At 42.1% G+C, this 26,801-nt stretch carries 16 protein-coding genes and 3 pseudogenes; 1 reads left to right on the forward strand and 18 read right to left on the reverse strand.

The genetic code is table 11. The features are described 5' to 3' along the window. Positions 1 to 397: 397 nt before the first annotated feature. Positions 398 to 1,144: an SDR family NAD(P)-dependent oxidoreductase gene (locus FE296_RS26150; protein ID WP_150366856.1), complete on the reverse strand. Its 747-nt coding sequence runs from the start codon at positions 1,142 to 1,144 to the stop codon at positions 398 to 400. A gap of 137 nt (positions 1,145 to 1,281) precedes the next feature. On the opposite strand from FE296_RS26150, the gene FE296_RS26155 reads away from it, so the two are divergent. Then, complete coding sequence (locus FE296_RS26155) at positions 1,282 to 1,851, forward strand: TetR/AcrR family transcriptional regulator (RefSeq protein ID WP_150366857.1); 570 nt, start codon at positions 1,282 to 1,284, stop codon at positions 1,849 to 1,851. A gap of 424 nt (positions 1,852 to 2,275) precedes the next feature. Here FE296_RS26155 and FE296_RS33855 read toward each other — a convergent pair whose 3' ends face one another. The 17 genes and pseudogenes from FE296_RS33855 to FE296_RS26235 form a co-directional block, all read right to left on the reverse strand. Beyond that, complete coding sequence (locus tag FE296_RS33855) at positions 2,276 to 2,863, reverse strand: fibronectin type III-like domain-contianing protein (RefSeq protein ID WP_263364299.1); 588 nt, start codon at positions 2,861 to 2,863, stop codon at positions 2,276 to 2,278. Between the two features lie 135 nt (positions 2,864 to 2,998). After that, a pseudogene (locus FE296_RS33860) lies at positions 2,999 to 3,511 on the reverse strand (glycoside hydrolase family 3 protein); the annotation flags it as partial. Positions 3,512 to 3,523: 12 nt separating this feature from the next. Then, positions 3,524 to 4,564 carry a glycoside hydrolase family 3 protein gene (locus tag FE296_RS26165; protein ID WP_190945559.1) on the reverse strand — a complete coding sequence of 347 codons (1,041 nt, stop codon included), beginning with the start codon at positions 4,562 to 4,564 and terminating at the stop codon, positions 3,524 to 3,526. A 207-nt stretch (positions 4,565 to 4,771) separates the two neighbouring features. Continuing rightward, a complete protein-coding gene (locus FE296_RS26170) occupies positions 4,772 to 7,201 on the reverse strand; it encodes a glycoside hydrolase family 2 TIM barrel-domain containing protein (protein WP_150366863.1) in 2,430 nt (809 codons plus the stop codon). Positions 7,202 to 7,564: 363 nt separating this feature from the next. Continuing rightward, entirely contained in the window at positions 7,565 to 7,930 is a 366-nt protein-coding gene (locus FE296_RS26175) for a fibronectin type III-like domain-contianing protein (protein WP_150366864.1), read from the reverse strand. Positions 7,931 to 8,383: 453 nt separating this feature from the next. After that, positions 8,384 to 8,590 (reverse strand): annotated as a pseudogene (locus tag FE296_RS34105) (glycoside hydrolase family 3 N-terminal domain-containing protein); the annotation flags it as partial. A gap of 74 nt (positions 8,591 to 8,664) precedes the next feature. Continuing rightward, the gene (locus FE296_RS26185) at positions 8,665 to 10,020 is read right to left on the reverse strand and encodes an MFS transporter (RefSeq protein ID WP_150366866.1); all 1,356 of its coding nucleotides are present in this window, start codon (positions 10,018 to 10,020) and stop codon (positions 8,665 to 8,667) included. 143 nt (positions 10,021 to 10,163) lie between these two features. After that, positions 10,164 to 10,421 (reverse strand): annotated as a pseudogene (locus tag FE296_RS26190) (hypothetical protein); the annotation flags it as partial. A gap of 195 nt (positions 10,422 to 10,616) precedes the next feature. Further along, positions 10,617 to 10,994 carry a hypothetical protein gene (locus FE296_RS26195; RefSeq protein WP_150366867.1) on the reverse strand — a complete coding sequence of 126 codons (378 nt, stop codon included), beginning with the start codon at positions 10,992 to 10,994 and terminating at the stop codon, positions 10,617 to 10,619. 413 nt (positions 10,995 to 11,407) lie between these two features. Next, the gene (locus FE296_RS26200) at positions 11,408 to 13,876 is read right to left on the reverse strand and encodes a glycoside hydrolase family 3 N-terminal domain-containing protein (RefSeq protein ID WP_150366869.1); all 2,469 of its coding nucleotides are present in this window, start codon (positions 13,874 to 13,876) and stop codon (positions 11,408 to 11,410) included. Positions 13,877 to 14,027: 151 nt separating this feature from the next. After that, a complete protein-coding gene (bglX, locus tag FE296_RS26205; protein ID WP_223869033.1) occupies positions 14,028 to 16,631 on the reverse strand; it encodes a beta-glucosidase BglX in 2,604 nt (867 codons plus the stop codon). Positions 16,632 to 16,714: 83 nt separating this feature from the next. After that, positions 16,715 to 18,286, reverse strand: a complete 1,572-nt coding sequence (locus FE296_RS26210) for an ABC transporter substrate-binding protein (protein WP_150366871.1) — start codon at positions 18,284 to 18,286, stop codon at positions 16,715 to 16,717. 59 nt (positions 18,287 to 18,345) lie between these two features. Further along, the gene (locus FE296_RS26215) at positions 18,346 to 19,230 is read right to left on the reverse strand and encodes a carbohydrate ABC transporter permease (RefSeq protein ID WP_150366873.1); all 885 of its coding nucleotides are present in this window, start codon (positions 19,228 to 19,230) and stop codon (positions 18,346 to 18,348) included. A 26-nt stretch (positions 19,231 to 19,256) separates the two neighbouring features. Beyond that, positions 19,257 to 20,222 carry an ABC transporter permease gene (locus tag FE296_RS26220; RefSeq protein WP_150366874.1) on the reverse strand — a complete coding sequence of 322 codons (966 nt, stop codon included), beginning with the start codon at positions 20,220 to 20,222 and terminating at the stop codon, positions 19,257 to 19,259. 116 nt (positions 20,223 to 20,338) lie between these two features. Beyond that, positions 20,339 to 22,123, reverse strand: coding sequence for a cache domain-containing sensor histidine kinase (locus FE296_RS26225; protein WP_150366876.1), 1,785 nt, complete (start codon positions 22,121 to 22,123; stop codon positions 20,339 to 20,341). After that, the gene (locus FE296_RS26230) at positions 22,120 to 23,718 is read right to left on the reverse strand and encodes a response regulator (RefSeq protein WP_150366878.1); all 1,599 of its coding nucleotides are present in this window, start codon (positions 23,716 to 23,718) and stop codon (positions 22,120 to 22,122) included. Before FE296_RS26230 ends, FE296_RS26225 begins: the two co-directional genes overlap by 4 nt. A gap of 663 nt (positions 23,719 to 24,381) precedes the next feature. Beyond that, positions 24,382 to 26,790, reverse strand: a complete 2,409-nt coding sequence (locus FE296_RS26235) for an alpha-amylase family protein (protein WP_150366880.1) — start codon at positions 26,788 to 26,790, stop codon at positions 24,382 to 24,384. Positions 26,791 to 26,801 lie beyond the last annotated feature (11 nt).

Below are 26,801 nucleotides of genomic sequence, written 5' to 3' on the forward strand. Positions count from 1 at the left end.
CACTACCCCACTTAAAGTATCGGTAGTCGGTTACAAAAAAAGACGGTGTCACTATTGCAACTCTTACAGAGTCCGGGAGTTTTACGGTTCCGAATGCTGCTGCCACTTATACGCTAATTCCTAACCTAACTTGGAACGACACGATTACTAACTCTGTTACTTGATATGCAAATGACATAACTCATTCACTCCTGTTTATTAGTGAATGAGTTATGTCTTCGTTCATATTTATAACTGAACAGAAAGGTCGTTTTCTGCCTTGACCGATGTAGTCCTGTCCATAAAGCCACGATCGTGGCTTGTACCACTTACCGGCCCACAATCATCCTAAAGTTAAATTTACGTGGAATCAACAACTACTTCATATATACCAGTTTGCTTTTCCTTCTCAATACCTTTAATTATAAATTTGACCGCCAGCGCAATTTACAATTGAACCAGATAATAATTTCCCATTCGTCATGGCAAAAATGACTGCTTCCGCTACTTCTTCGGGAGTTGCTGAGACATTTGGACCTGTTGTTTCAGAGATTCCTTTAATGATATCTTCATTGATTGTAACAGCTGCGTTTGCTGAAATATTAGTTTGCATATTATTAGGAGCAACGCCTACAGCGAAGATTGACTTACTTTGATAGTCTTGGCCAATTGATTTAGTGATTCCTGCCATTGCATGTTTTGAAGCAGCATAAATACCGTTGAAAGCCGTTGGCTTAAATGAATTGGAGGAAACTGTATTTATGATTGTTCCTCCTCCATTCTTAATCATTACTGGTATTACATATTTAATTCCCAAGAATGCACCTTTTACGTTGATATTCATCAAACGATCATACTCGTCAGAAGAGTACTCATGAATTAAACGGAAAGGAATCATAATGCCTGCATTATTAATAAAGAAATCAATTCTGCCAAAAGCTTCTACAGTTTTGGTAACATAACTTTGGACGTCGTTTTCATTAGAAACATCTGCTTTCACAAAAATTGCTTCAGCACCTTTTTCTTTAACCATGTTCGTAGTTTGATTACCATCATTCTCATTAAAATCAACAAGAGATAATTTATATCCTTGCTCCGCTAACTTTAAAGCTGTCGAGCGCCCCAAACCCGTTGCCGCTCCAGTAATAATCACTACTTTATTCATTTGAACATCTCCCTCAATATTATGATAAAATTAATAGACAACTGTCTCATCGATTATAATAAAGTAATGCAAAAACTAATCGACAAATCGTGTGTAGTTGTCTGTTATTTCGTATTTTATAAATAGGAGTTATTTATATGGATAAAAGAATATTAAAAACAAAGAAAAATTTATACCTATCAATTGAAATTTTATTGAAAAATTCCTTATTTGAGCAATCGACTGTTTCGGAGATATGTAAATTGGCAAAAGTAAACAGGAGCACCTTCTATATCCACTATGTTGATAAAAATGATTTGTTTAATGATTACACTGAGCATTTGATCACGAAAGTCGAAAAGGATTTGTTCCCATATCAAAAAAAAATAGAACGAACGGGCTTATTGCCTTCGTATGAAAAATTATTAATGCATGTTCAACTACATGATTATTATTATCGCTTTATTTTTTCTCCAAATGTACCTATGCGGTTCTATTATCAATATTCAAAACATGTTCAAACGATGATCGAGGAATTAATTATGTTAGATCCTTCGAAACATATAAATTCTAATCTTTATTATGCTTTTCAAAGAAGCGCTTATCTGGGAGTTGTTATGGAATGGGTTGCGCAAGATTTTTCTATATCCGTTAAAGAAGTTGACAATCAGTTGCAACTTATTCTAAATTTAGGATTTTCTTCAGATCATATGCTAAAATCTTTATAAGAAAGATTCACAAGTTAACTAAGAGGAATTTGAACACAAGCTGAAGCTTTAAAGAACATAGCTTCTGATTGAAATTTTAAGGAGTACAGATGAAGGTTTTTTCCTGGATGTATCCATAAAAAAATTCCCTTTGTTAGGCGAGGTGATGTCACGATGCCTCTTTCCGAACAATGGAAACAAGGTGAATACACTTATTACCATGCTGAATGTGTTCGGGGAATTTCATCATAAACATGTTGATACAGAGGGGATTGAGAGTTTTTCAGAATGGAATTGAATCAACAGAGCAGATCATAATTTTAAAATGTCAGTTTCTTGAATCGCTTAGAGCAATAATAGTCTCCTCTTCTGTAACTAACTGACGAAAGCCCCTTGATAGGGGCTTACGGAAGATATAAGCCTTCCGCCAGAACGGAAGTTCATCTTAATAAATTCGCCAATCATCCTTATTAATCTCTTCCAATGCGGTATTTAACTCATCAATAGTATAGTCAGGTATAATAAAACATAGAGTGTTTATTGGTAAAGAGAACATAACTTCTGTTCTATGGTCGCTTTCGTTTTCGACATCTGTTTCACTTGTAAATCCCTTCTGCTTCGCCCCTTCAATCACACGAGGTTGTATTTTTTCCCAGTAAGCAGCACCCTTTGGATTCAATATTACATCTCCAATCGTAGACAATTCAGTTAATTTGCCAACGAAAATTGTAATTCCACGAACGCTTAAAGTTTGCTTGAGTACATCATCATGAACATTTTTGCCTATTACGATATCGTAATTTCCGTCTTCAACATGCCAGTCGTTGAGTTCAAGATTCCAGTAAGCAAACGAACGCTTATCCAAAGCAAATGTTACGGTTTTTGTTTCATTAGGTTTCAAGTTAACTTTAGTAAACCCTTTAAGTTCTTTTATCGGGCGTAAAATAACTCCCTTGTGTGGTGCTACATAAAGCTGCACAACTTCTCTTCCTTCAACTTCACCCGTGTTAGTTACATCAACTTCAACAGACATTGTTTCTGTTTCAGAATTCAACGTAGTATGACTGAGCCTAAGATTAGAATAATCAAAATGGGTATAAGAAAGACCGTGGCCAAACGGGAAAAGTACATCACACTTCTTAGTTTCATAATAACGATAACCAACAAACACGCCTTCTCGGTACTCTACATTGTCATTCTCTCCAATATAGAACAGGTAGGACGGATTATCTTCCACCTTTTTGGGAAAGCTTTCTGCCAGTCTCCCCGAAGGATTCACTTTGCCATATAGGATATTCACAGTAGCTGCACCTATAGCATCTCCACCAAGATAAGTTTCCATGATTCCCTTAACCTGATCAGCCCAAGGCATTTCTACAGGAGAACCGTTCTGTAAAACAACAACGGTATTGGGATTGACTGCTGCAACGGCCTCGATTAGTGCGTTCTGACTTCTCGGCATTCTCATATGATTACGGTCATAACCCTCTGATTCAAATGACTCTGGGAGGCCAGCAAATACGATTGCAACATCTGCGGCTTTTGCGGCTTCGATTGCCTCTGTATGGAGCGCCTCGTTAGTGCGTTCTTCATTATCTTCATATCCTTGCGCATAAGTTACTTGTGTAATTTCTTTAACAGCGTCGAGTGCCGAAATGATTTTGTATGATTTGATGTGTGAGGAACCTCCTCCTTAATAACGAGGAACCTCGGCATATTTACCAACAAATGCAACCTTACTTTTTGGCGAAAGAGGTAATATACCTTCATTTTTCAAAAGGATAATCGACTGTTCGGCTGCATCTTGTGCACATTTAAACGCAACTTCATAGTTGTGTTTTTTGGTTACTTTTCCTTTTTGTGCACGATACGTAATCTCTAAAATCCGCCCGCAAAGTTTATCAAGCTGTTGTTCCTCAAGTTCACCAGACTTGACTGCCTCAACTAGTTTATTATCATTAGTGGAATCAGACGGCATCGTAAGTGCAGTTCCTCCTTTTGCCGCTTCAATTCGATCATGAACAGCACCCCAATCTGAGACTACAAAACCTTCAAATCCCCACTCTTTATACAATACATTTTCTACATACTTGCTATTTTCTGTCGCAAAGGTTCCATTAACTTTGTTATATGCAGTCATAACTGTCCAAGGCTGAGACTTTTTGATTACGATTTCAAAGTTAGTTAAATATAACTCTCTTAAAGTTCGTTCATCAGCATTCGATGATGATGTAACTCGGCGATGTTCTTGTGAGTTGGCAAAAAAGTGTTTTACACTCGTTCCCACTCCCTTACTTTGCACCCCGTTAACATAGGCTGCACCCAGTTCTCCTGCCAGTAATGGATCTTCAGACATATATTCAAAATTCCTACCACACAATGGAGATCTTTTGGTATTTAGCGAAGGCCCAAGTATGATATCCACATCTTCAGCCAGGCATTCTTCACCTAGTGCTTCACCTACCAAACGAGTGACTTCAGTATCAAAACTGGAAGCGAGAAGGCAGCCTGAAGGAAAACAAACCGTAGGTTTTGAGTTGAATATGTTATGATCATCACTCTTTTTAGGTTCAATTCTTAATCCATGAGGTCCATCGGCTAAGTGAAGTTTGGGTATACCGAGACGCTGAACACCTTTCGTATACCAAGTGTCTAAGCCAGAGGTGAGTGCTGCTTTCTCTTCAATTGTCATTTTGGATACGTACTCTTTAATTCTATTTTTTTCTTTAGACAAGAATATCATTCCTTTTTATGATTTTTGTAAAGCAAGATAATTTATACATAATTTCATCTATAACACACTATGGCCGATCCAAGAAAATAGGGATCGGCCAGCATGCCTATACTACTTCTTCGGAATTACCAATAACAGCTCTCTCATTTCACTCAGAACGTTTCCAAATCCTATCATCTCATTTCCCTCACAAGATTCTTTTTTAAATTAACTCGAAAGGATAGTTACAATTTGAGTGTCACAGCCGTCTGCATTAACCTTCACGGTGATAGTACCTTTACCAGTTGGACGCACAACAGCTAAAGCTTTGCCATCAAAGGTAGTGTGCTCATTGTTAAAGAATGGTTCCTCAGTATCAGGCTTGGCACTTCCTAAACCCTGAAGCACACCAGGACCCTCTACCTTAACTGAAACTTTACGGTCAGCTGTATTATATAAATTTCCAAGTTCGTCAATCAAACTTATCTTTATAAAAGCGAGATCATTATCGGCCGCTGTAATCTCCGCACGGTCGACTTCGGAATTCAATACAACAGCACCGCTGGCAGAATGAAGCGTCATTCTTCCGGTTTCTTGCCCCCCGTTATACGCTACAACCGTGGCTTCTCCAGGCTCATAAATCGTATCAAACTCGGCTTTGAATCGATTCGATTCACCTATTGAGGCCTTGCCTACCGACTTACCATTAATCAGTAACTCGACAACTTCTGCATCAGAATACAACTCCACTTTAATTGGTTGCCCTTCGTATCCATTCCACGACCAACTGGAAATAGAATCACTCCATCCCCAACTTGATAATGTTGCATTTCGGGAATAATGCTCCGGACGCTGGACCGCAATATAAGGCTGTTTGCGTAGACCAAACACGATTTCACGATAGTATGATATCGGTCTTCTTTCCCCAGTAATATCAATATCACCGACCCAGGCAGTAACCCAGGGATACTTGCTTTGGATTTCCATAAGTGGACCATCCCAATCATAGTGTACTCTTCCTACTCCTGCTTCCCCTAAGTAATCCCATCCAGTCCAAGTAAAGTCACCTATTAGATGAGAGTTCTCCTTCACCATTTTCCAGTATTGATCAATTTTCCCTGCAAAAGTCTCACTCCCAACTATAATTCTGTTGGGAAATAACTTTTTATCCATCAGGTATCTTGCTTCTCCATAATTGTAGCCAGCAATATCTACGTTGGCGAAAGACTCAGCAGTTTTCATGGTACATGCATCACTGGTCACGATTTTCGCCATAACATCTCCTAAGTCATTCATCATCGTATTAATGCCCGAAGATTCAGCGCTGTCATGCTGATCCTCATCTTTGTGCGCGGCGAGATCACTCATTACTGCAAGCATAAAATTTATTGAATTGGTTACGAAACGTGTAGAATCCAAAGAACGTATTTTTTCTGACAACTTGCGTCCCCACATAGAACCGAACGGGCTACCTGTTTCAGGAATCTCATTTCCAATTGAATACATAATGACACATGGATGGTTATAATCCTTGTTTACCATCGCTTCAATGTCCTTCTCCCACCAAACAGGGAAATGCAGCGCATAATCATGCTCGGATTTAGTTGTAGTCCACATATCAAAGCTTTCGTCCATTACAAGTATGCCTAGTCGATCACATGCGTCCAGTAGAGCTTTACTCATCGGGTGATGAGCACTTCGCAGTGCATTAAATCCCGCATTTTTCAAAATTTCAACGCGTCGTTCTTCAGCTCTATCTATGGTTGCGGCTCCTATTACACCATTATCGTGATGAATACAAGCACCACGAAGTTTTACTTGTTCTCCGTTAATACACAATCCTTGTTCAGAATCCAGTGTAAGAGAACGAATTCCAAAGGTAGATGTGTCTTCATCTATTAAATCCTCATCAATTGTAACTGTTAATTTACAAGTATATAAATTAGGTTCATTCACATTCCATAGTTTTGGTTCCCTCACAAGCATGCGCTGTCGAAGTTTACCCGATTCACCAGCAAAGGTTGTAACTGGTGATAAGTCAGAAGCTACAAGATTTCCGTTATTGTCAAAGATCTCAGTTAACACTTTCGCTGTCACCGTACTTAAACTTTCATTTTCAATCGTTGCCTCAACACATATAACTGCACGATCATTATGGATATATGGAGTATCAATATTCAAACTATCTAGCGCTATATGAACTAAATTTCCGACAATCAGTTTGGTATTTCGATATATACCTGCGCCCGAGTACCACCTAGAATCTTTATTTGTCATGGCGACAACCTTTATTTCATTGTCTGCTCCATACTTAAGAAATCGGTCTGCCTTCACATAAAATTGACTATATCCGAACGGACGCTGGCAGGCAAAATCGCCATTTATGTATACCATAGCCTGGTTATACACGCCTTCAAATTCGATTGTTACCCGCTTGTGCTGATATTCGGCAGGAACAAAGAAACTTTTTTTATATTCATATTCCCCGTCTGGATAACAAGCAATATTGCTACTCCCATTTTCTGATCGTACATTCTCCAACATTGCATCATGTGGAAGAGTTACATACTTCGAAGCGGATTGATTACTGATAAGCTCTGAAAAGTATGTCGTTCTCGGTCCTACTGTCCAATCAGAATTAAAGGAATTCTTAATCATAAGTTTATCAGCCTCCAAATTAGTTGAAATATCTAAAATTACGACTGTTCATACTCACATCCTTCCAGTATTCTATTTGGAAAATGGAGTACCTTTAAAAGAATCTTGGACTATTAACTTAATTTCGAGTGAGTACATATACAATAATACGAATTAAAACTGTAAACTGCTCTAAAAACGACTTCTTGGTATTCATTTGACGACCTATATATCTGTGTGTTATCTATTCATGCATCAAGTATCCATTTTTTCGTGCTAACAGTTGCTAATAAAATCGCCAATTCACAGTTTGATTCATCTGTAAATCGGCGATTATTAAATGACGATTGGATTCTTTGCTAGTCTACCACTACAGACGTTCCTTTAACTTATTGATGTTAAAGCTGAAAACACTTTACGCTCTACAATCAGTTTTTCGCCTTCAATAGTGAAGCTATCCTTTAATCGGATACCTTCTGAGGATGCACCTACAAACAATTTCATTCTCGCTGGTTCCACTACCTGATCCATGTTCAGATCATGGAATGCAAGTTGTCTCATGTCTATCTCAATAGTAACTTCTTTTGACGCCTGAGCCTCCAAGCTAACCCTAGCAAATCCTACAAGTTGCTTAACGGGTCTTACGACACTACTTACACAGTCTCTAATATAGATTTGTACAACTTCATCTCCGAAACATGATCCTTCATTTTTTATTTTGAAACTTACTCTTAATTTTTCATTTGGCATAACTTAGCTATTCAATTCTAAGTTACTGTATACAAAGGATGTGCAACTTAATCTTTTCCGAATTGACCCTCCAAAACCGCTCTCACCGATTTACCCTGGGAATAGAATAGTTCAACAAATTCCTCTGTATTTTCATACACTTTACTGGATGAGGTGTGTGAACTCAGGTTCTGTTTGACTAAATTCATGATAATGACTTTTTGTTCGCTCAATGCTTAAAGCTTTAAATGATTCTTTATGTTCGGTTATGGCACCTGCATAAGCCATCTTAACAAAATTGTCATCTTCAGATTTATCAAAATCACTACATTTTGTACTGGCCGAGCCAACGGAAGAATAACCGCCAAAGAAATTAATTATATTGTCTGAAGAAGGTCCAATTAAAGCTATCTTTATATTCTTATTCAGTGATAGAATGCTGTGCCAAGATAGCTGTCTCCTTCGGGTCTTGTGCTACCCGATATCATGATTGGCATGGCTAACGCTACCATAATCCGCAACAACCAATCCATTGAAACCCAATTTATTTATTAGGATATCTGTCAGTAACCATTTTGACGTAGATACTGCCTGGTCATTTAAGATGCCGTAACTACTCATGACACCCATCAAGTTTGATTCATGTATTGCTGCTTCAAATGGAAAACTGTACGTATCTAGGAGTTTCTTTCGGCAATCTGCTGTTCACTCTTTGAGTTCTGAATAATAATTTGTTTGAACTGATAGATAGACTATTATAATAAGTTATCCCTTTTAGATAAATCATCCAGAATACGGGTATACTGCTTCTCCAAAGAATAAAAACACAGTAATATTGCCATTAGAGCATGTACTACCATCGGTAAATATATACTCATAACTATAATCATAAAATTAGCTGATTCAGTTTGTAAAGAAGCTCCTTCTTGAAAATGTCCAAATGCCAGAAGCCATCCAATTACTGCAGTTCCCAAAGCAGCACCTAACTTGTTGCCTACTGAATTCACACTGTTTGTTAGCCCAACAATTCGCTGACCGTGTTTCCATTCCCCATATTCAATCGTATTCGTGATAAGTGGTAGCATAACTACTAAAAGAGGAATCGTAGCAAATGCTTGTAATGCAGATCCAATGATACCAACCAAGATACTGTACGGATCAATAATACGGATTAAACCACCCATAACTCCTACACACAAACCAACGATTGCTGTATTTCGCTGTCCCCATCTTTTAATAAGTGGCATGGATATAATAAATACTATTATTGTTAAAAGAAGTGTTATCCCTCCTAATATCCCTACTAAATTCACATTCCCCCAAATGTACTTCGCATAGTACAATCCGGATGCACTAGACATTGCGAACGTAACATTTAAGAGGAATCCTACCAGAAATGCTACTAACCAATAGCGGTTTGAAAATAATAGCTTAATTCCCGTTCTAAGAGGTAATGTTTTTTTAAGTTCGCCCACTTCTTTTAACTCTTCAGTATTATATTTTTCTTTTGTTGATCTAAATGCAATGATTAAACCAATCGCTGCGATCAAAGCTAAGCTACCAGCCAACAATATCCACTCTTGTTGTCCACCACCTAACATGTTGACTAATGGAATAAAACCTACTGTAACTATTCCACCAGCAATAAAACTGAACGAAGATCTATACAATCCCATTAATGAACGATCCTGTGTGTTTCTTGTCGTCAACGCCATTAGACTTGCATATGGAATGCTTGTTGGGGTGATCAGAAAAATATAAAATAGTAAGTTACTAACTACAATATAAACCATTTTCCCAGCATAACTAATATCAGGCACGGTGAACATCAATAGAGTGAGTAAAAACATGGGAATGATCATACGTAATAACCAAGGCCGGGCTTGTCCATGTTTAGAACGAGTTCGGTCAACGATATATCCCATACCGATATCGGCTCCCGAGTCAATAATTTTGGTCAATAAGAGAATTGTTCCTACCAGCCCTGCTGAAACACCAACAATATCCGTATAGAAGAACATTAATAAAGACATTAAACTTGTAACAATACTTAAAGAGAATTGTCCAGTGGCCTCACCGATTAACTGTTTATTCGATAGCTCGCGTTCCAATATTCTCAGCCCCTCGGGTTGTCAATTTATTTAAATGTTCTTACTCCTGAACTAGGCAAGATTCACTCCAGGGTGTACGTATATAACAGCCTCAGACACTTCTTCCGTGCACCCCTCTATGAATAAGTACTAATGTTTAATACTCAGATGACAGCAGTTGGAAGGTTGTTTGTTTTTGTTTTACATCGCGAGAACTTGATCCAATATAAACAAATGCACAGGGAATTCGGTCCATGATTGTAATTTATACCAACATCACTAGCTTCTTTCGCAGCAATTTCACAGGCATCTTTAATCGCAGCAATATTCCAACTGCATGACCAGGCGTTCGTAGCAGGGAAGATAGTTTGAAATCCGTGCATTACATCAAAATTAAAAAATAATGAAATTCCATGAGGAGATTGCGTACTGCTATTTTTTGAAGTTCAAATACTCTGTTACAGCCTAATGCTCCTAGAACTGATCCTACGCGACCTTCAGCTATTAATTTTTCTGTTGGTTCTGATTCAACATCTGAACCAAGGGAATAATTGAGGCTAAACATTGGCTCATCTGACCAATTTTTTCTGTTATGGACATCGTACTAAGCAAGGTTTCTACGCATTGGAAAATTTCTTCATCATCCCGTTGATGTACGTTTTGCTTTTTGTATGGTCCAGCTCAGCAATTAGATCATCCATGAGTGAAGGACCTGCCCCCCTGGCACCACGAACTAAAATGGTCTCCTGATACGGAAAATTAATTCGGCCGTGGAATTCTTCCTTCTCAAATGTTAGTTCGAATTCAATGGGTTCACTGGGCACAAGAGGAGAAAAACCTTTAGCACTCATAACGTTTCCATCTACATTAAGTGTGGTGGTCTCCACAGGAAGAGAAATCGGCTCCATAACTACAGATAATGTGTAGTCTTGTCTTTTCTCAATTAAAAATTGTATTTTAAATTTTGATTCTGGTGATTCAAATAAAAAATCCATGTACCAACGTTCATTATAACCATCTACCTTTTTTAAATTAGTTCTGACATAAAGCCGATTGTGTTAGTTAAGTGCTCTTTCCATTAATTAAATGATAAGTTGCATTAGATTAATTTTATTAGTTTAATAACTTTTCCACTACCGCTTTGCCGACTTCAGAGTTGCACTTTGCCGACTACGTCTAAAAACATAATGACTAATTGCCAAGTCCAAAAGATATCTAACAATAAAATACATAATATGTAATAATTTTTACAAATAAACAAACGGTGCTTGCGTGTTAAGTAAAAAGAAAAACTCAAGTTTAGTTAACGATTCTAATCGTCAAAAAGACGATCAGGTTATTCCCTGATCGTCTCTAACGAATCTCATTTAACGGATCGTATCCTGCTTCTATACGATGACCGGTATTATTATATGATCATTACCTTGGATGAGAATACCTTCCGTTCAACAAGAAGTTTTTCCCCCATGATCTCAAAGGCACCTTTTAATCGAATATCTTGGGATGAAGCACCTATGAATACCTCCATTTTCCCCGGTTCAACAACTTGATCCATATTTAAGTCATGAAAAGCCAGTTGTTTCATGTCTACTTTGAAAGCAATATTCTTTATTTCGTTCACATCCAAGGTCACTCGTGCAAATCCGACTAGTTGCTTCACAGGTCTTGCGACACTACTCACTCGATCCCGGATATATACCTGTACTACTTCATCACCGGCAACTTGTCCCGTATTGTTGAGCTTAAATTCTAGATTCAATTCTCCGTCCGTTTGAACCGTAACGTCATGCACTAAGTCTGAATATTTATAATGTGAATAGCTTAGTCCATGTCCAAACGGATATAACGGTTCATTTTGGATGGTTCTAATGTATTCAGCAAATTCATCAATATCAGCATAGAGTGGCAATCGGCTGTTATACATAGGAATTTGACCGCTCTCTTTCACGATGGTTACAGGTAACTTTCCGCTAGGATTCTTCTTTCCTGTAAGAATATTCACAATCGCGTTCGCGCCAGACTGTGCTGGAAGCCATGAATACAAGACAGCTTTGCTGTGTTCACTTACAAATGGTGTAGCTAAAGGTCGGCCGTCAACGATAACTGAAATAACAGGTTTATTCAGTTTGAAAACTTCCTCCATCATCTCCAGTTGAGGCTTTTCAAGACCGATGTTGATGTTATCTTTGTTTTCACCACAAGTGGCTTCAGGGTCGATCATGCTTTCTTTCCCGCCTAATACTGCAATTACAACGTCCGCCTGTTCTACCGCTGCTTTTACGGATTCGATACCTCCATCTATTGCCTTGAAAATATTGCAGCCTTTGGCATGTAAGATATGATCCTTCCCAAACGTTTCCTCCATAACATCTTTTACTGATTTACAATCAGGATAAAACATATGAACAAATTCTTCATTGGTCTTATATACTTTGTTGGAAGCCTCATCAGAATTCAGATTCTGCCTGATCATATTCATAATGATTTCTTTTTGCTCCAGAGTAGGTTGATCCTCAAATTCAATTCCCATCGATTTTAATGACTCTTTATTATCAGTAATAGTCCCTGCATACATCATTCTCAAGAAGCTGTCCTCTTCTGATTTATCAAAATCACTACTTCTAGTACTAGCTGATCCTACCGATGAATACCCTCCGAAGAAGTTGGTCTTGGTATCGGAGTTGGGACCTATAAGTGCAACTTTCAGATTCTTTTTTAGAGGTAAAATGGCTTCTTCATTTTTCACCAATACCATCGATTTTTCAGCAATCTCCTGTGATAATTCTGCATTTTCTGTTTTTTTGATCTCAACAAAGAAGTCACCTTCTTCATATGGTTTCTCGAATAGCCCTAATGTGAATTTGGTTTCAAGTATCCTTCTCAGAGAAACATCAATCTGAGCTTCGTTAAGCTCTCCCAACTCGACTGCTTCTACCAAGTGCTGGTAACATTGGTTGCCAGGTTGTTCTACGTCCATTCCCGCTTTCAAAGCCAGAATGCCTGCTTCCTTTGCATCTTCTGCCACTCTGTAACGTAAGAAGGCATGCGTAATACTACCGTAATCAGCTACAACCAGTCCCTTGAAGCCTAGCTTGTTTCTTAAAATATCGGTGAGCAACCATTTTGACGTAGCCACCGCCTGGTCATTTAACATGCCATAGCTATTCATTATCGCTTTTACGTTCGCCTCGTGGATGGCTGCTTCAAAGGGGAAGCAGTAACTATCCAGCAATCTTCTCTCCGATATTTGCTGTTCACCGCCCCCTCTGCCACCTTCGGCATTTCCATAACCGACAAAATGTTTGGCGGTAGCCATTAACTCATGATCTCCTTGAATTCCTTTCACGAAAGACACGCCTATTCTCGCAACTAAATAGGGATCTTCCCCATAAGTTTCACTAATTCTACCAAATCTCGGATCTCTTCCCAAGTCAAACAAAGGGGAGTGCACAGCTCTAAACCCAAAAGCTCTTAGTTGTTTCTTGACGATCTCACCCATTGTCTCTGCTAAAGTTGGATCCCACGTAGAGGCAAGATTAAGCGACTGTGGAAAAGTGGTAGCACTTGGAATCTGGGCGCCAGCTATACCCTCGCTGTGAATCAAAGCTGGAATACCTAGTCTGGTTTCCTCTACAAGAAATTGTTGTATGCCTTTTATAGAATCCTGATCCTTCTTCATTTCCCCGGTAAAGGAATCATTCAAATAACTAATGGTCCCAATCCCATTCTTTAATTTCTCTTTTCGGGTATCATAAACGGATTCTCCACCATATGAATTTGCACAATATAACTGGGCTACTTTCTCCCTCAATGTCATTCTTCCAATTAAATCCTCGACTCTCTCATGAATAGACTTACTGGCATCTTTGTAAATCATCTTTTACCTCCTAGTAATCATGTTTTCCGTTTAGATAAACGGTACAGATTGTACAGTTCATGCCCTTTCAACATACAAAAAGGCACCCAGTCTACTTCAAGCTTACGTTGAACCGTGAACCAGCTCTACCCTTTAAACGACTTTTCGTTTTTCATTTGGCGACTTTATCTGTCTTGCTTTGTGTTGGCTGTAAAAGCTCGAACGATGCCTCTTTCACATCAAGGGAACTTGAACCGATATATACCTTAAAATCCCCCGATTCAGCGCCATACTTCAGATTCGGATGCCAGTATACCAAATCCGCTGTGGTAATACTGAAGCAGATTTCTTTCGCTTCACCTGCTGCTAATTTAACCTTTTCAAATCCTTTAAGCTCCTTTACGGGACGGACTACACTACCATAAAGATCCTGGATATACATTTGAACGGTTTCTTCACCCGATACCGTTCCTGTGTTGGTAACCGTTACGCTGGCGACCATCGTTTCCGAATCCGTCATCTGCATTTGCGATAATTGAATGTCGGAAATCTCAAAAGTTGTATAGCTTAGGCCGTAACCGAACGGGTATAACGGACCATTTGAGCCATCGATATATCTGGAAAAGAACTTTTCCCCTTTATTGCTTTCCGTTACGGGTCTCCCGGTTTTAAAGTGGTTGTAGTATACCGGTACTTGTCCGATATGTACGGGGAAACTCATGGTCAGTTTGCCGGAAGGATTATATTCGCCCAAGAGCACATCGGCTATGGCATGTCCCGCTTGAGATCCCAGAAACCAGGTCTCTACAATGGCATCCACATGGTGCTCAAACCAATCCAGGACCAGAGGCCGTCCATTGGTCAGGACCAGTACTGTCGGCTTACCCACACGAACGATGGCCTCCGCAAGCTCCTGCTGCACCTTCGGCAGCGTAATGTCCATGCGGGACGCTGCCTCGCCCGACATTTCACTGCTCTCTCCGAGCGCCAGAATGACGATATCCGCTTGTTCCGCCGCTGCAACAGCCCGCTCAACTCCCCCGTCCAATGCTTCTTCAACCGTACAGCCGGCTTCCACCAAAAGGTGGGTCTTCGGAAATCCATTCTCTTGCAGACCTTCTCTCAGCGTAACAGTCTCCTTCGAATACCGGGACCACTGCCAGGGACCCAGCATATCCTTGCTATCGCCGAATGGACCGATCACCGCAAGCTTTTGTCCCTTGTCTGCAAGAGGGAGAACACCGTTATTTTTTAACAGGACAATGGACTTCTGTGCCAACTTCCGGCTCGCCCCCAAATGCTTCGGATGGAAGTGATATTCCTTCTCTTTCTCTGGACGAACATAGCGGAACGGATCATCCATAATACCGATCTTATATTTAAAAGTCAGGATACGCCGTACGGCTTCATTTAATTGTTCGACTGTTACGAGTCCTCGTTCGATTAATTCATGCAGATGATCATACGAACGGGTTACCATTTCGATATCCATCGTTGCATCAAGTGCTTTTTTTGCTGCTTCCTTACTGTCTTTCGCGTTTCCATGAGCGACAATTTCATCTATGGAACCATAGTCGGAAATCAAAATTCCGTCAAAGCCCAGCTCTTTTCGAAGCAGCTCGTTAAGAATGTATCGGTTACCTGCCACCGGCACTCCTTGATACGTATTGAAGGAATTCATAACCGACCCTGCACCAGCTTCAATCCCCGCCTGAAACGGCGGCAAATACACATTGCGAAGTGTCCCTTCAGAAATATCCACCGTATTGTAATCCCGACCTGCTTCAGCAGCCCCGTATGCGACAAAATGTTTCAAACAAGCAATAATTGTTTCTGGATCGAATAAGCTGTCTCCTTGAAAACCTTCAACTTGCGCCTTGGCGATTAAGCTGCCCAAGTATGGATCTTCGCCTGCTCCTTCAACGACACGTCCCCAACGCGGGTCTCTTGTAATATCCACCATCGGCCCATGGTTGTAGTTTATTCCAGTAGCACTGGCTTCTTTTGCGGCAATCGCGCTGGCTTCCCGAATAGCTGCCATGTCCCAGCTGCAGGACCAGGCGAGTGGTACCGGAAACACAGTCTGAAAGCCATGGATCACATCAAAGTTAAATAACAATGGAATACCGTGGGGGGACTGTTCTACCGCAATTTTCTGCAATTCGAACACGCGGTTACTGTTTACGGCAGATAGTACCGAACCCACGCTGCCTTCACGAATCAGTTTCTCTGGCGTATCAGAATCAATATCTGATCCAAGGGAGAGGTTGGTCGACATGCACTGGCTCATCTGACCGATTTTATCGGTGATGGACATCTTGTTCAGCAGGGCTTCTACTGCTTGACGGATCTCCTGATCGTCTCGTTGCTTTACATCTTGCTTCCGGTAATGAGAGAGTTTAGAAATCAGCAAATTTTCGAGGGATGGACCGGTCCCTTTCGTACCCTTCACGAAAAAGGCTTCCTGGTGGGGAAGTTTGATCCTGCCCTGGAATTCCTGATTTTCAAAGGTCAAATCAAATTCGAAAGATTCGCCGGGGACAAACTGGGACATCCCTCTGGCTAGTAACAGATTCCCTTCAACTGTCACGGTGTGGATCTCAACTGGAAATGGAAAAGGCTCCAGGATAACAGATAATGCAATAGCTTCTTTTTTATCAATGATGAACTGCATCTTTATCGTCGTATCCGGGGTTTGATGCAAAAAATGCCAGGTGCCGATCATACTATTCAACTCACTTTCAAGGATAATTTTAGATTCTTGGAAAGTACTCAAAAGAGCGCAGCCTGCCTACTGCGCTCCTGTAAAACTAACAACGATTATTAGTTCAAATATTGCTGTACCCGAAGGTCTAAGGGTTATTTCTTCTCCGCCAGGAACTCTTCAGCCTGGGCCTGCACCTCTACTTTGACCTTATCCAGACCGGCACTATCCAAATTTTTGGTCAATTCATCAAATGCTTTGTCTACATCCTTGACTGCACCAATGTAAATCGGATTGGCATACTGTGTCGAAGCATTGGCCAGGTTTGCAATCTGCGTCTTGACATTCTCCGAATTGAAGTTGAAACCCTTAAATATAAAGTCTGAGGTATTATATTCGTCCTGCTTCTCCCAGAAGTCAATATATGTCTGTGACCAGGTACTCATCGGCTTAAACAAGGCCTTATTTACGAACCAGAAGCCTGCAGCATCAGGAGGATAGGTATTGGTATCGGCTGTTACCCCTTCCGGCAACCCGATTTTATCATCTTTGACGACATAGTTCTTGCCTTCGATCCCGTAATAAGTCAAATACACATAAGATGGATCCTCCATAATAAGGTCGAACGCCTGCATCACACGTTCCGGGTTTTTGGAATTGGCCGCAATGGAAATCCCACCACCTATATAATTGCCCATTGGGACCTTACCGTTTGGCATCAATGACGGAATGATATAGCTTTCAATACCTTTCGCTTCAGCAGCTTCAAGGGTTGCAGCAATATCAATGCTGTTGCCAAATGCTACCGCAGATTTGCCTTCCACATAATTATCCTTCGAGCGGATCTTGTTTGCATACGGATTTTTGTTAACATATCCTTTGTCATACCAATTCTTCATAATATTAGCAGCATACTTTTGTGCGCTTAGATAAGGCTCCTCTACCATGCTATAGATTTTCCCAGTCGGATCTGTAAAATCGTAAGTTGCCCCTTGGGCCAAAGGTCCACCACCAAAAGGAGCAGTTGTGTAGCCAATCTTGTCACGCATTAGATGTTGGTAAGGTGTCGGTAAATCAACTTGTGAATCCAGGTTTAGACCAATCATATCCGGATGGTTTTTCTTCACAGTTTCCAGATAAGGACCGATTTCAGAGAGACGTTTCACCTCGGTAAGGCCTGCTTCCGCCATAATATCCTTACGAAGTACAGATACAAAGACATTACTGTCTGGTGTAGTTTTCGGAATCATAAAGATTTTACCGTTAATCTTGGCCTCTTCCCAAGCGACAGGATCAATAGCAGCCGATTTCTTCGGCATATATTTGGCGATATCCTCCGGCTTCAACTCATAAAAGGCCCCTTTATTGGCCTGCTCGCCATAACCAACCCAATCTGCCGAAAAAATAAAGTCCACATCTTCACCTGCGGCCAGCAACAGCGGATACTTCGATTGCACATCACCCCAACCGATATAGTTCAGCTCAATGGTAGCATTGATGTCTTTTTTCAGCTTTTCATTGAGTTTGGCGAGCACCTCAGGCATGCCCTTCGGCGTTTCGCCGAGCAGGTAGCCCTTCAGTACAACCTCTTTTTGACTAGAAGTCGGTTCGTCATTGCTAGCCGTGTTTGAATTGTTTTCGTTTCCTTTTGAGCAGGCAGACAACAGCATCGTCAGCGACAGCAGCATGGTAAGCATGAACGTCACATTTTTCTTAGCATTTTTCACTTTTTCTCCCCCTTAGTTTTTTTACTTTTATATAGTGGTTTGGCGCTGCATCGCAGGATTTAACCTTTCACCGCGCCAATCGTGATGCCTTTGACAAAATACTGCTGAAGAAATGGAAACAGGATCACAACCGGACCAGTGGCAATTACCGTCATAGCTAGCTTGAACGTTTCCTTCGGCATATCAAGCGAGGACACATGCTGGGCTAAGGCCGCTGACATATTCATGGAGGACAGCATTTTGTAGAGCATGTACTGCAGCGGCACGTACTGCTCCTTGTCAGTGAACATCATGGGCGTCCACCAGTCATTCCAGTAGGCTAAAATAGTGAACAAGCCGATAGAAGCAAGTGCAGGTTTACAGAGCGGCAGCACCATCTGCCAGAAGATTCGAAAGTCTCCCGCCCCGTCAATTTTGGCTGATTCCACCAACGGCTCCGGCACAGAGCCCTGTATGAAGCTACGCATAATCAACACATACATCACATTGAACATAGGGAGCAAAATCAGCACCGCAAGCGTGTTTTTCAGATGCAGATAACTGGTGACCCAGATGAAATAAGGGGCCAGTCCACCACTAAACAATGTGGTGAAGAACAGAAAAAACGCCAGTCTGTTCCGATACTTCACCTCCTTGCGGTACATCACGTATGCCGCCATCGTGGAGATCAACAGCGAAAGCACTGTTCCAACCACCGCCACAATCACCGAAACGCGGTAAGCGGAGAGAATTTCACCGGGATTGCGGAAGATGAAAGCGTAGGCATCCAATGAAAAGCCGCGAGGAAAGAAGGAATAGCCCTTCGCCAAAACCTGCCCTTCATCCGAAACAGATCCGGAGATAAGAACGATAAACGGAAGCAGGCACAGAATTGCGATAAGTGATACAACAATGTACGAGAAGGCTTTGAAGACAGGCGCCGAATTTAATTTATTATTTTCCATAAAGCTACCTCCTTTCTAGGGTTTAGTTAGAATAGTGCGTTATCCTTGTCATAGCGACGGACCATTTTATTGGCAAACAGGATAATGATCAGGGTAAGTACCGATTGATATAGACCCACTGAAGAAGCCATGCCAAAGTCTTGCGTACCCATAAGCGAACGGAACACTAACGTATCAATAATATCAGTAGCATTCATGAGCGCACCGTTGTTGCCGATCAGCTGATAGAACATATCGAACTCACCACGCATAACCCTTCCAAGACCAAGCAATATCAGCACCACCGCTGTAGGTTTGAGCAAAGGGAGCGTGATTTTCATGATCTTCTGAAAACGGCTGGCACCGTCAATTGTTGCTGCCTCATAAATTTCCTGATCAATCCCGACAATCGCCGCCAAATAAAGAACACTGCCAAACCCGACCCACTTCCACACGTAAAGCAACGGAAGCAGAAGGTACCAATAGCTTTCAGTCGAATAAATATCCATAGCTCCTAGCCCGATATTTCTCAGGAATACGTTTACAATTCCGAACTCATAATTGAAAAAGTTGTAAACAAACGCGGATACGGTAACCCAAGATATGAAATAAGGCAGAAACATTAATGTCTGTGCGGTTTTTTTGAAAAATTTGTTATACGTTTCCGAGATTAGAACCGCAACCAATATCGAGAAAAGAGTGTACAATCCCAAAAATACTACATTGTACAGGATCGTATTCCTTGTCACTAGCCACGCCTTCCCGGATTGAAAAAAGTACTCGAAGTTCTCCAGCCCGTTCCAGGGACTCATGAATATACCGTCTCTGTAGTTGAATTCCTTAAAAGCCATAACGATGCCCGTCATCGGTATATAAGAAAAGATAATAAAATATACGGCAATCGGTACAAACATCGTATAAAGTACCCAGTTTTTCCTTATCTCCTGTAGCGGGGAATGCCCTTTTATTTTTCGGGGTTTCCGCACCGCAACTTGCTCTACCTTGGCGCCCATAAGCAACCTCCTTCTGAATGTTTCTCTCTCCTTTCTTATTGTAAATGGCTTGGGGGGCACTACCTATGGGGCAAACTTTCGATCTACTTTGAAATCCTCTGGTAACGCTTACTTTTTTATTGACTTGGTATACGCATCTGTACGGTGGTTCCGCTGCCAAGAAGGCTTGTGAATGACAATCCGTACTGAGATCCATAATTTAACTTAATCCGCTCTTGAATGTTCCAGATCCCAAATCCACCGGTACCTTTACTCATTGCCCTATTATTTAGCACATACTTCAACATTTCTTTTTCCATACCGATACCATTGTCTTTGACTTCCACGAGCAGATCTCCCTTTTCTTCTTTAGCGGACACTTGGATCTCACCTTTCTCCGAATCCCGTTCCATAATGCCATGTAAAATCGCATTCTCAATCAAAGGCTGAAGCATGATTTTGGGTACCTCACAACCTAGCAACTCTGGTGGAACCTTCAGGATCAGTGTGATCGCGTTATTAAATCGCATATTCTGGATCGACACATAGGATTCCACATGCCTCAGTTCACTCTCCAATGTGACGGTTTCTCTACCATTCGATAAGCTCAACCGGTAGAATAACGCCAACCTATCTACGACCTTGGATATTTCTCCATTTCCTGATTCAATAGCCATAACATTAATCAGATCCAGAGTGTTGTATAAAAAATGCGGATTAATTTGTGCCTGCAGCGCCTTTAGCTCCTTATTCTTCACTTCACGTCCAAGCGTGTACGTCTCCTCCATTAACCGCGACACATTCTCGACCATCCCATTAAAATTACTGGTCAGTTCACCGATCTCATCCTGATTGGCCGGAAGCGGATCGATGTGGAAATTGCCATTCTTGACCTTGCGAACATGCCGAATAAGCTGCCTCAGACGCTTGGTTGCCGAACCGGCTACGATGAAGGACAGAACCAAAGTGAGCGGAATAATTAGTAAAAAAATAAAGATCAGTCGATTGCGCATATTATTACTCGATTTCAAAATGTCGGAGTAGGGTACAATCATCGCTACACTCATATTCGTCTCAGGTATTGTCTGCACTCCCAAAAGAATTCGTTGTCCATTGAACTCCAGACTGTCCGACCAGGTGTTGTCCATTTCCCCATCGGCCGGAACCTGCGACAGCATATCCATAAATTCCTTGGAGGTATACAGAAATTTACCTGAGGTGCTGAGAATATCACCGCGGTCATTGAATAAGGCCACGGAGGTAGACGGAGTGGCAATGGCATGTTCCAGTACAGAAATTAGTGTGCTCTGCGAGATCTGGGCACGCACAATACCGTCGTTCTCATGTATGTTGTGCGCATTCGAAATGACGCGCAGTACCGATATTTCCCTCCTTCCTTCATCCTGTTCAAAGGAGGAGGAAGGAAGCCAGGTGAAAAAGGAATGGGAAGCGATGAAGTTCTTGAACCAGAGGCTGTGCTCCACATTGCCCATGTTCATATAGTCGGGATTCTCGGTGACCGAAGCAAGGCCCTGCTTCATATAGAGCCGAACAGCCTCAATATCCGAATTGTAGCGGAATTGCCCCAGCACCCGAGCTAGCTTGTTGGCATCCGTTGCCCAGAGATTAACATCCTCATACCGTTTCGGGTCTTCGGCTACCAGTGTCTGTACCGTATCATTGAACGCAATGAAGTTCAGTACTTCTTTGACCATTTCTGCACGATACTGCAGGTAGGATTTGGTTTCCTCCAGCATTTTGCGGGCCGAATACAATGCCTGCTTCTCATTTTCATTCGCGGTTAAGTGCAGATGCAGGAAGAGCAGCAGGACAAACGGGATAATGATCACCAGCATATAGGAAGCGAACAGCTTATAACGGATGCTAAAATCAGCGAACGGTCTCCGGAACTTCCGTTTCATTTGGCCATCCTCTCCCGGTACTCCGAAGGCGTGCAGCCTGCATATTTTTTGAAAAAGGTTGTGAAGTAATTGGCATCAGTGAAGCCAGTTCGGTCTGCTACCTCATACAGCTTCAGCTCCTTGGCCAACAGCAGTTCCTTGGCCTTCTCCACTCGCAGTGAGGAGATATATTCCTTGACAGTGCTTCCTCTCTGCTTCTTGAACAAGGAGCAGAGATAAGTCTCATTCAACCCCGCATGTTTGGCAATTTCCGAGATCGCGAAGCCCTTTTCATGAAAGCGTTTGTGAATATACTGCAGGATCTCCCTCATTTTTGCGGAGCTGCCTTCTGGTTCGGCCGTCAACTGGAATAAGTCCAGGAAGGAGAGGATATATTCCTCCATGCTCGCCAGATCGGGAACACGGTCAATCTCCTTCCAGATGTATCGCCGTTCTGTGTCCTCATCTGTATCTGTGAATCCCAGCTGCACCGCTACATCAAGAATGACCAGCAAGAACTGGAAGTAAGAATCCTTGAGCCGGACAATATCCAAATCACATGCCGCCCTTGCCTGCTTGGTCCAACTCACAATTAGATAGCGGGCAGCTTCCAGTTCTTCCTGTTTCAGCAATCTGCGCAGACTGCGTACCATATCCCAATCTGTAGCCAGTTCCCGGTTGCCGCCAATTTCACTGGCAAAGATTAGTCGGCTACCTTCACTGTAATAATGCAGACTGCACGCATCCAGGGCTGTTCTATATGAATGCGGAATCTGCATCCGTTCTTTTATCGAATCTCCGACCCCCATACGGAAACGGATATTATTGCCGCCTATCATCCCTGCAACCTCTGCATAAAGCTCCTCCAGCACGCTGCGTTGTTCCCGATAGCTGCTGCCGAAAGCCTCCGGCAGAATGAAAATCAGAAATTGCCGTGAATCGAAACCGCAGATGCCCTGCAGCGAAGCCAGCGTGCTATTCAGGTTCAGCCTCCGCAGCAGGGTCTCCTGCACCAGCTTTGGATCTTCGGGATATTGCAGCGCTTGCCAGTACAAAGACGATACAACCACAGTGTACACTCCTTCCGGAGGCAGAAGAAAAGTCTCTCTGCTCTCCAGAGCCTTCTGTGCATGGAGTGAACCGGGAACCGTAATCAGCTTACGGACCATCTCCTGTCTCAGATAAGGCAGACCTTCATCATAGGCATCCTGCAGCTGTCGTTCCTCCAGCCTTTTCTTCTCATCATGTTTCCTGGATTCCACCGCCGCTCGAACGGCCTCCCGGACTTTGTTCAGATTAATCGGCTTCTCAATATAGTCAAGGGCATTCATCCGGATCGCCGACATCAAATACTCTTTGTCCGAGAATCCACTCATGAACAGCAGCTTGCATGAAAGATCACTTTCGCGGAGCCGCTTCGCGAATTCTATACCATCCATCTTCGGCATCCGAATATCACAGAGCACGATGTCAGGGCGAAAGCTTCGGCATAACTCCAAGGCAACCAAGCCATTGCGTGCCGTCTCCACCTCATGAACACCTAATTCTCCCCATGCGAGATGCTTGGACAGCATTTCCCTGGTTCTTTCTTCGTCATCAATGATCAGCAGCTTCATGATGTGCCCCTCCTAACAAAAATTTCTATTGCATTATCCCCAGCTTGATCAAGCTGCCGCGATAACAAGAAAGCCGGTGGAGAACCCCCGGCTTGATTCTTTCTATTTAGATCCGTGTTGCTATAACAGCTGTTCTTTCCTTTCCAGGTAACGACGGCAATTTCGTTCATCCGCTGGCTCGCGAAATAATATTCTCACGCGTCATCTTCCAATATCTACGAGATCGATGGAATATTCCGCATCTTCGGGCAATTCCATGTTAAGAACAGACTGACAGCTCTATCCCATATATTGGATAAAAATAAAATGTACCGGATCAAGTTTTGCAAATGCCAATGGATTTTCAAGAACTTTCTGCGAGACTACAACCTTCCATTCCTTCTTCATTATCGAGAAAGCGTTATCATTAGTTTGACAGCTTTAATATATAAATATAACCCTACAGAATTGTAATCTAGCCAAATATGTTGTACCAGCTGAAAGTGTATATACTATTAACCCAAATCAAATGTGAGGCCTGTATCTATAGTAAGGAAGTGCATTAGAAGGATTAGATGATATGCAAAAGCACGACCTTCAGTGGTCGTGCTTTTGGTTTTGTACATTTAAGTTTGATGACGATTTTACATTTGAAGGCAAATGTTTGTATCCTCTACTCCAACCTTAGTTTAATTTCAGAAGGAAGTGGACTGCTGGGATCGTTCCGTCCAGCTTGAAAATCATGCCGCCATCAGCAGGTGCCCCTTGAATATCGGAAACTGGTGCACCTACTGTGTCCAAAGCAGTCAGCGTTGCCTCCTTACTACGTACGAACAAGGATCCTTCAGGAGTATCCGCGTACAACTTCCCTTGATGATCAACAATTGTAACCAAACCCTCTGTAGTGAAAATAGTTTCATCCATACCAGTGTGGCCGAGTAACGTTATGAGATAAGTTTTGGCGTCATCAACAGATTCGGAGTTTCTAGGCAATAATGCCGCAGACAGGCGATCATTGCTAACAGAAAGGGTTATATCCTTCGTCAACGAAATACCGCTGGCTGGATTACCGCTAAAGTAGGTGCACCCTTTGGTCTGGATGCGGAGAGTTCCTGCAATCGGATCGAAATTTATCTCCCCGGTATCGGAGACCATAGCATTGCCCACAAGACCACGGTCATCAGACAAAACACCCCAGCGTTTGAATGCTGTATCCAGGTTGGCTGCAAAAGTGGTGTAGTCGCCGGCTCCAGCTACAGAAGCTATATCCGTATACACCAGGAGTTTGTCTCCTAATGCTGCACCTGACAATTCTTCATCCGCCTGCTCGGCAAGTCTCTCGAGCCGTCCTTCACCACTTGTATGCCTCATGGCGTCTCTATATGTTGACCAAGAATAATAAACGGCATGTTTAGCCTGTGAAAGGTCACCGTTATTCACAAAGCCCGCAGTAATAGCGACGTCCGCATCGCCAGTGTAGGTATCTCCTTGATCCAAAAATACGTTGCGCATACGGGTGATATATGGGAGAAACGTGTTTGGCATGCTAAAAGATGATGGCAGGGTCTTCAGATCGTTCTTCGTAAAGACCAGATCCACCTGATGCTCCGCAGGTCGTACCAGGCTGCCAAGAAATAACTCAGCCATAAAACCGAACTGACAAATAAGAGATGGATCATTATAAGCATCAAATATGTCGGTAATAACATCATCAGGTTGGTCATCACACCTTTCAGACGTATGATGACAATAGAGCATGAGACCATCCCAATCGTTCAGACAGGCATAAGCTGCCATGGAAATAAACGAAGTGGAGTGGAAAGGATTAACTCCGTATTCGTTCCACTCACTAAGAATGAAAGGTTTTCCCGCCACCACTGCTGTACTGGCCATTTGAAGCATCTCGGTACGCATGTATTCCCCATCTTTGTGCACAGTCAGAGGATTAGACGTTACAGCTTCACGCATATCTGGTACAACTAGCGTTTCCTGATGAAATGGCGGCATCGGATGGTTAAAATATGTGTTGTTTTCCATAATGTCTGCATCCGAATGGGAATATATATCTGCTGTGCCATTCAGAAGGTTGCTGGTATTTAGTGGAACTTTTGCACCTAAAGATCGAATATGGTCCATCATTGTATTATAGTATCGGCGGTTTACACTGATACCGAACTCCATAAAATCAGCGTAGCGCGCGGGACTGACACCGCCTGCCCATTCCCCCATCGGGTCGTTAGGAACCTGATAGAAACTACCCTCTGGAAAAAGTACAGTTCCCTTCTCTGGGTCTTCCTCTTCACCAAGAGCACAAACCCCATTATACGTCCAGGCCTTGGCCATATTTTTTCTTGAATCATACTTGGCCAACAGGTACCGGTTAAAGCGACGTTGCAGCTCTTGCCGATATGGCACGATGCCCTTTTCATCCTTGATATCTTCTGTACCGCGAAAGACAGAATCTTCGTTATTGACCTGAATAGTCATAACTGCAGGATCATCAATCAAAGCCAGACCCGTATATGGATTTACATGACAGAGTAGCTTGGTTGCATATTCTTTCTGAAGTTCAATCAGTCTCTCATTAACGTGAGTAAAGCTTTTGTAGAAGAATGGCGGCGCATCAGGGTAGTCTAAATCATCTCCTTCTTGGAAAACGCGAGCTACCAGTAGATCCACCTGAATATATATGCCTTTTTCCTTCAGCTTTGCAACCAGATAATCAAAACGGTCAAGACCCTTCTCATTGAGAATCCTGCTGGAACCGCTATCATAATCGATCAACGGATTTTCTTGGCTCGAACTCCATCCTGAAGGACCTGGAGGTGCATCCGCAGCATGGAGACGTATGACGTTGACACCCATAGACGCAAACCGCTCAGCAAGTCGTTCAGCAGTTTGATGGTCAGGCGTGTTGGATCGAGTCGGTAAGTTGAAGCCTATGAATTTAGCGCGGATTCCATCAGCAAAATACAGATTTCCGTTTCGAACCTCTGTGAATCCGTGTTTACCTGCAGGAGCATCCAACAAATGCGAAAAATCCAATGCTCCTGTGTTTGGAGCCACTTTATCAATTTTGATTCTTTGTTTCATAGTAACCCTCC

This window comes from Paenibacillus sp. UASWS1643 (genome assembly GCF_008693195.1).
Lineage (GTDB): Bacteria > Bacillota > Bacilli > Paenibacillales > Paenibacillaceae > Paenibacillus > Paenibacillus amylolyticus_B.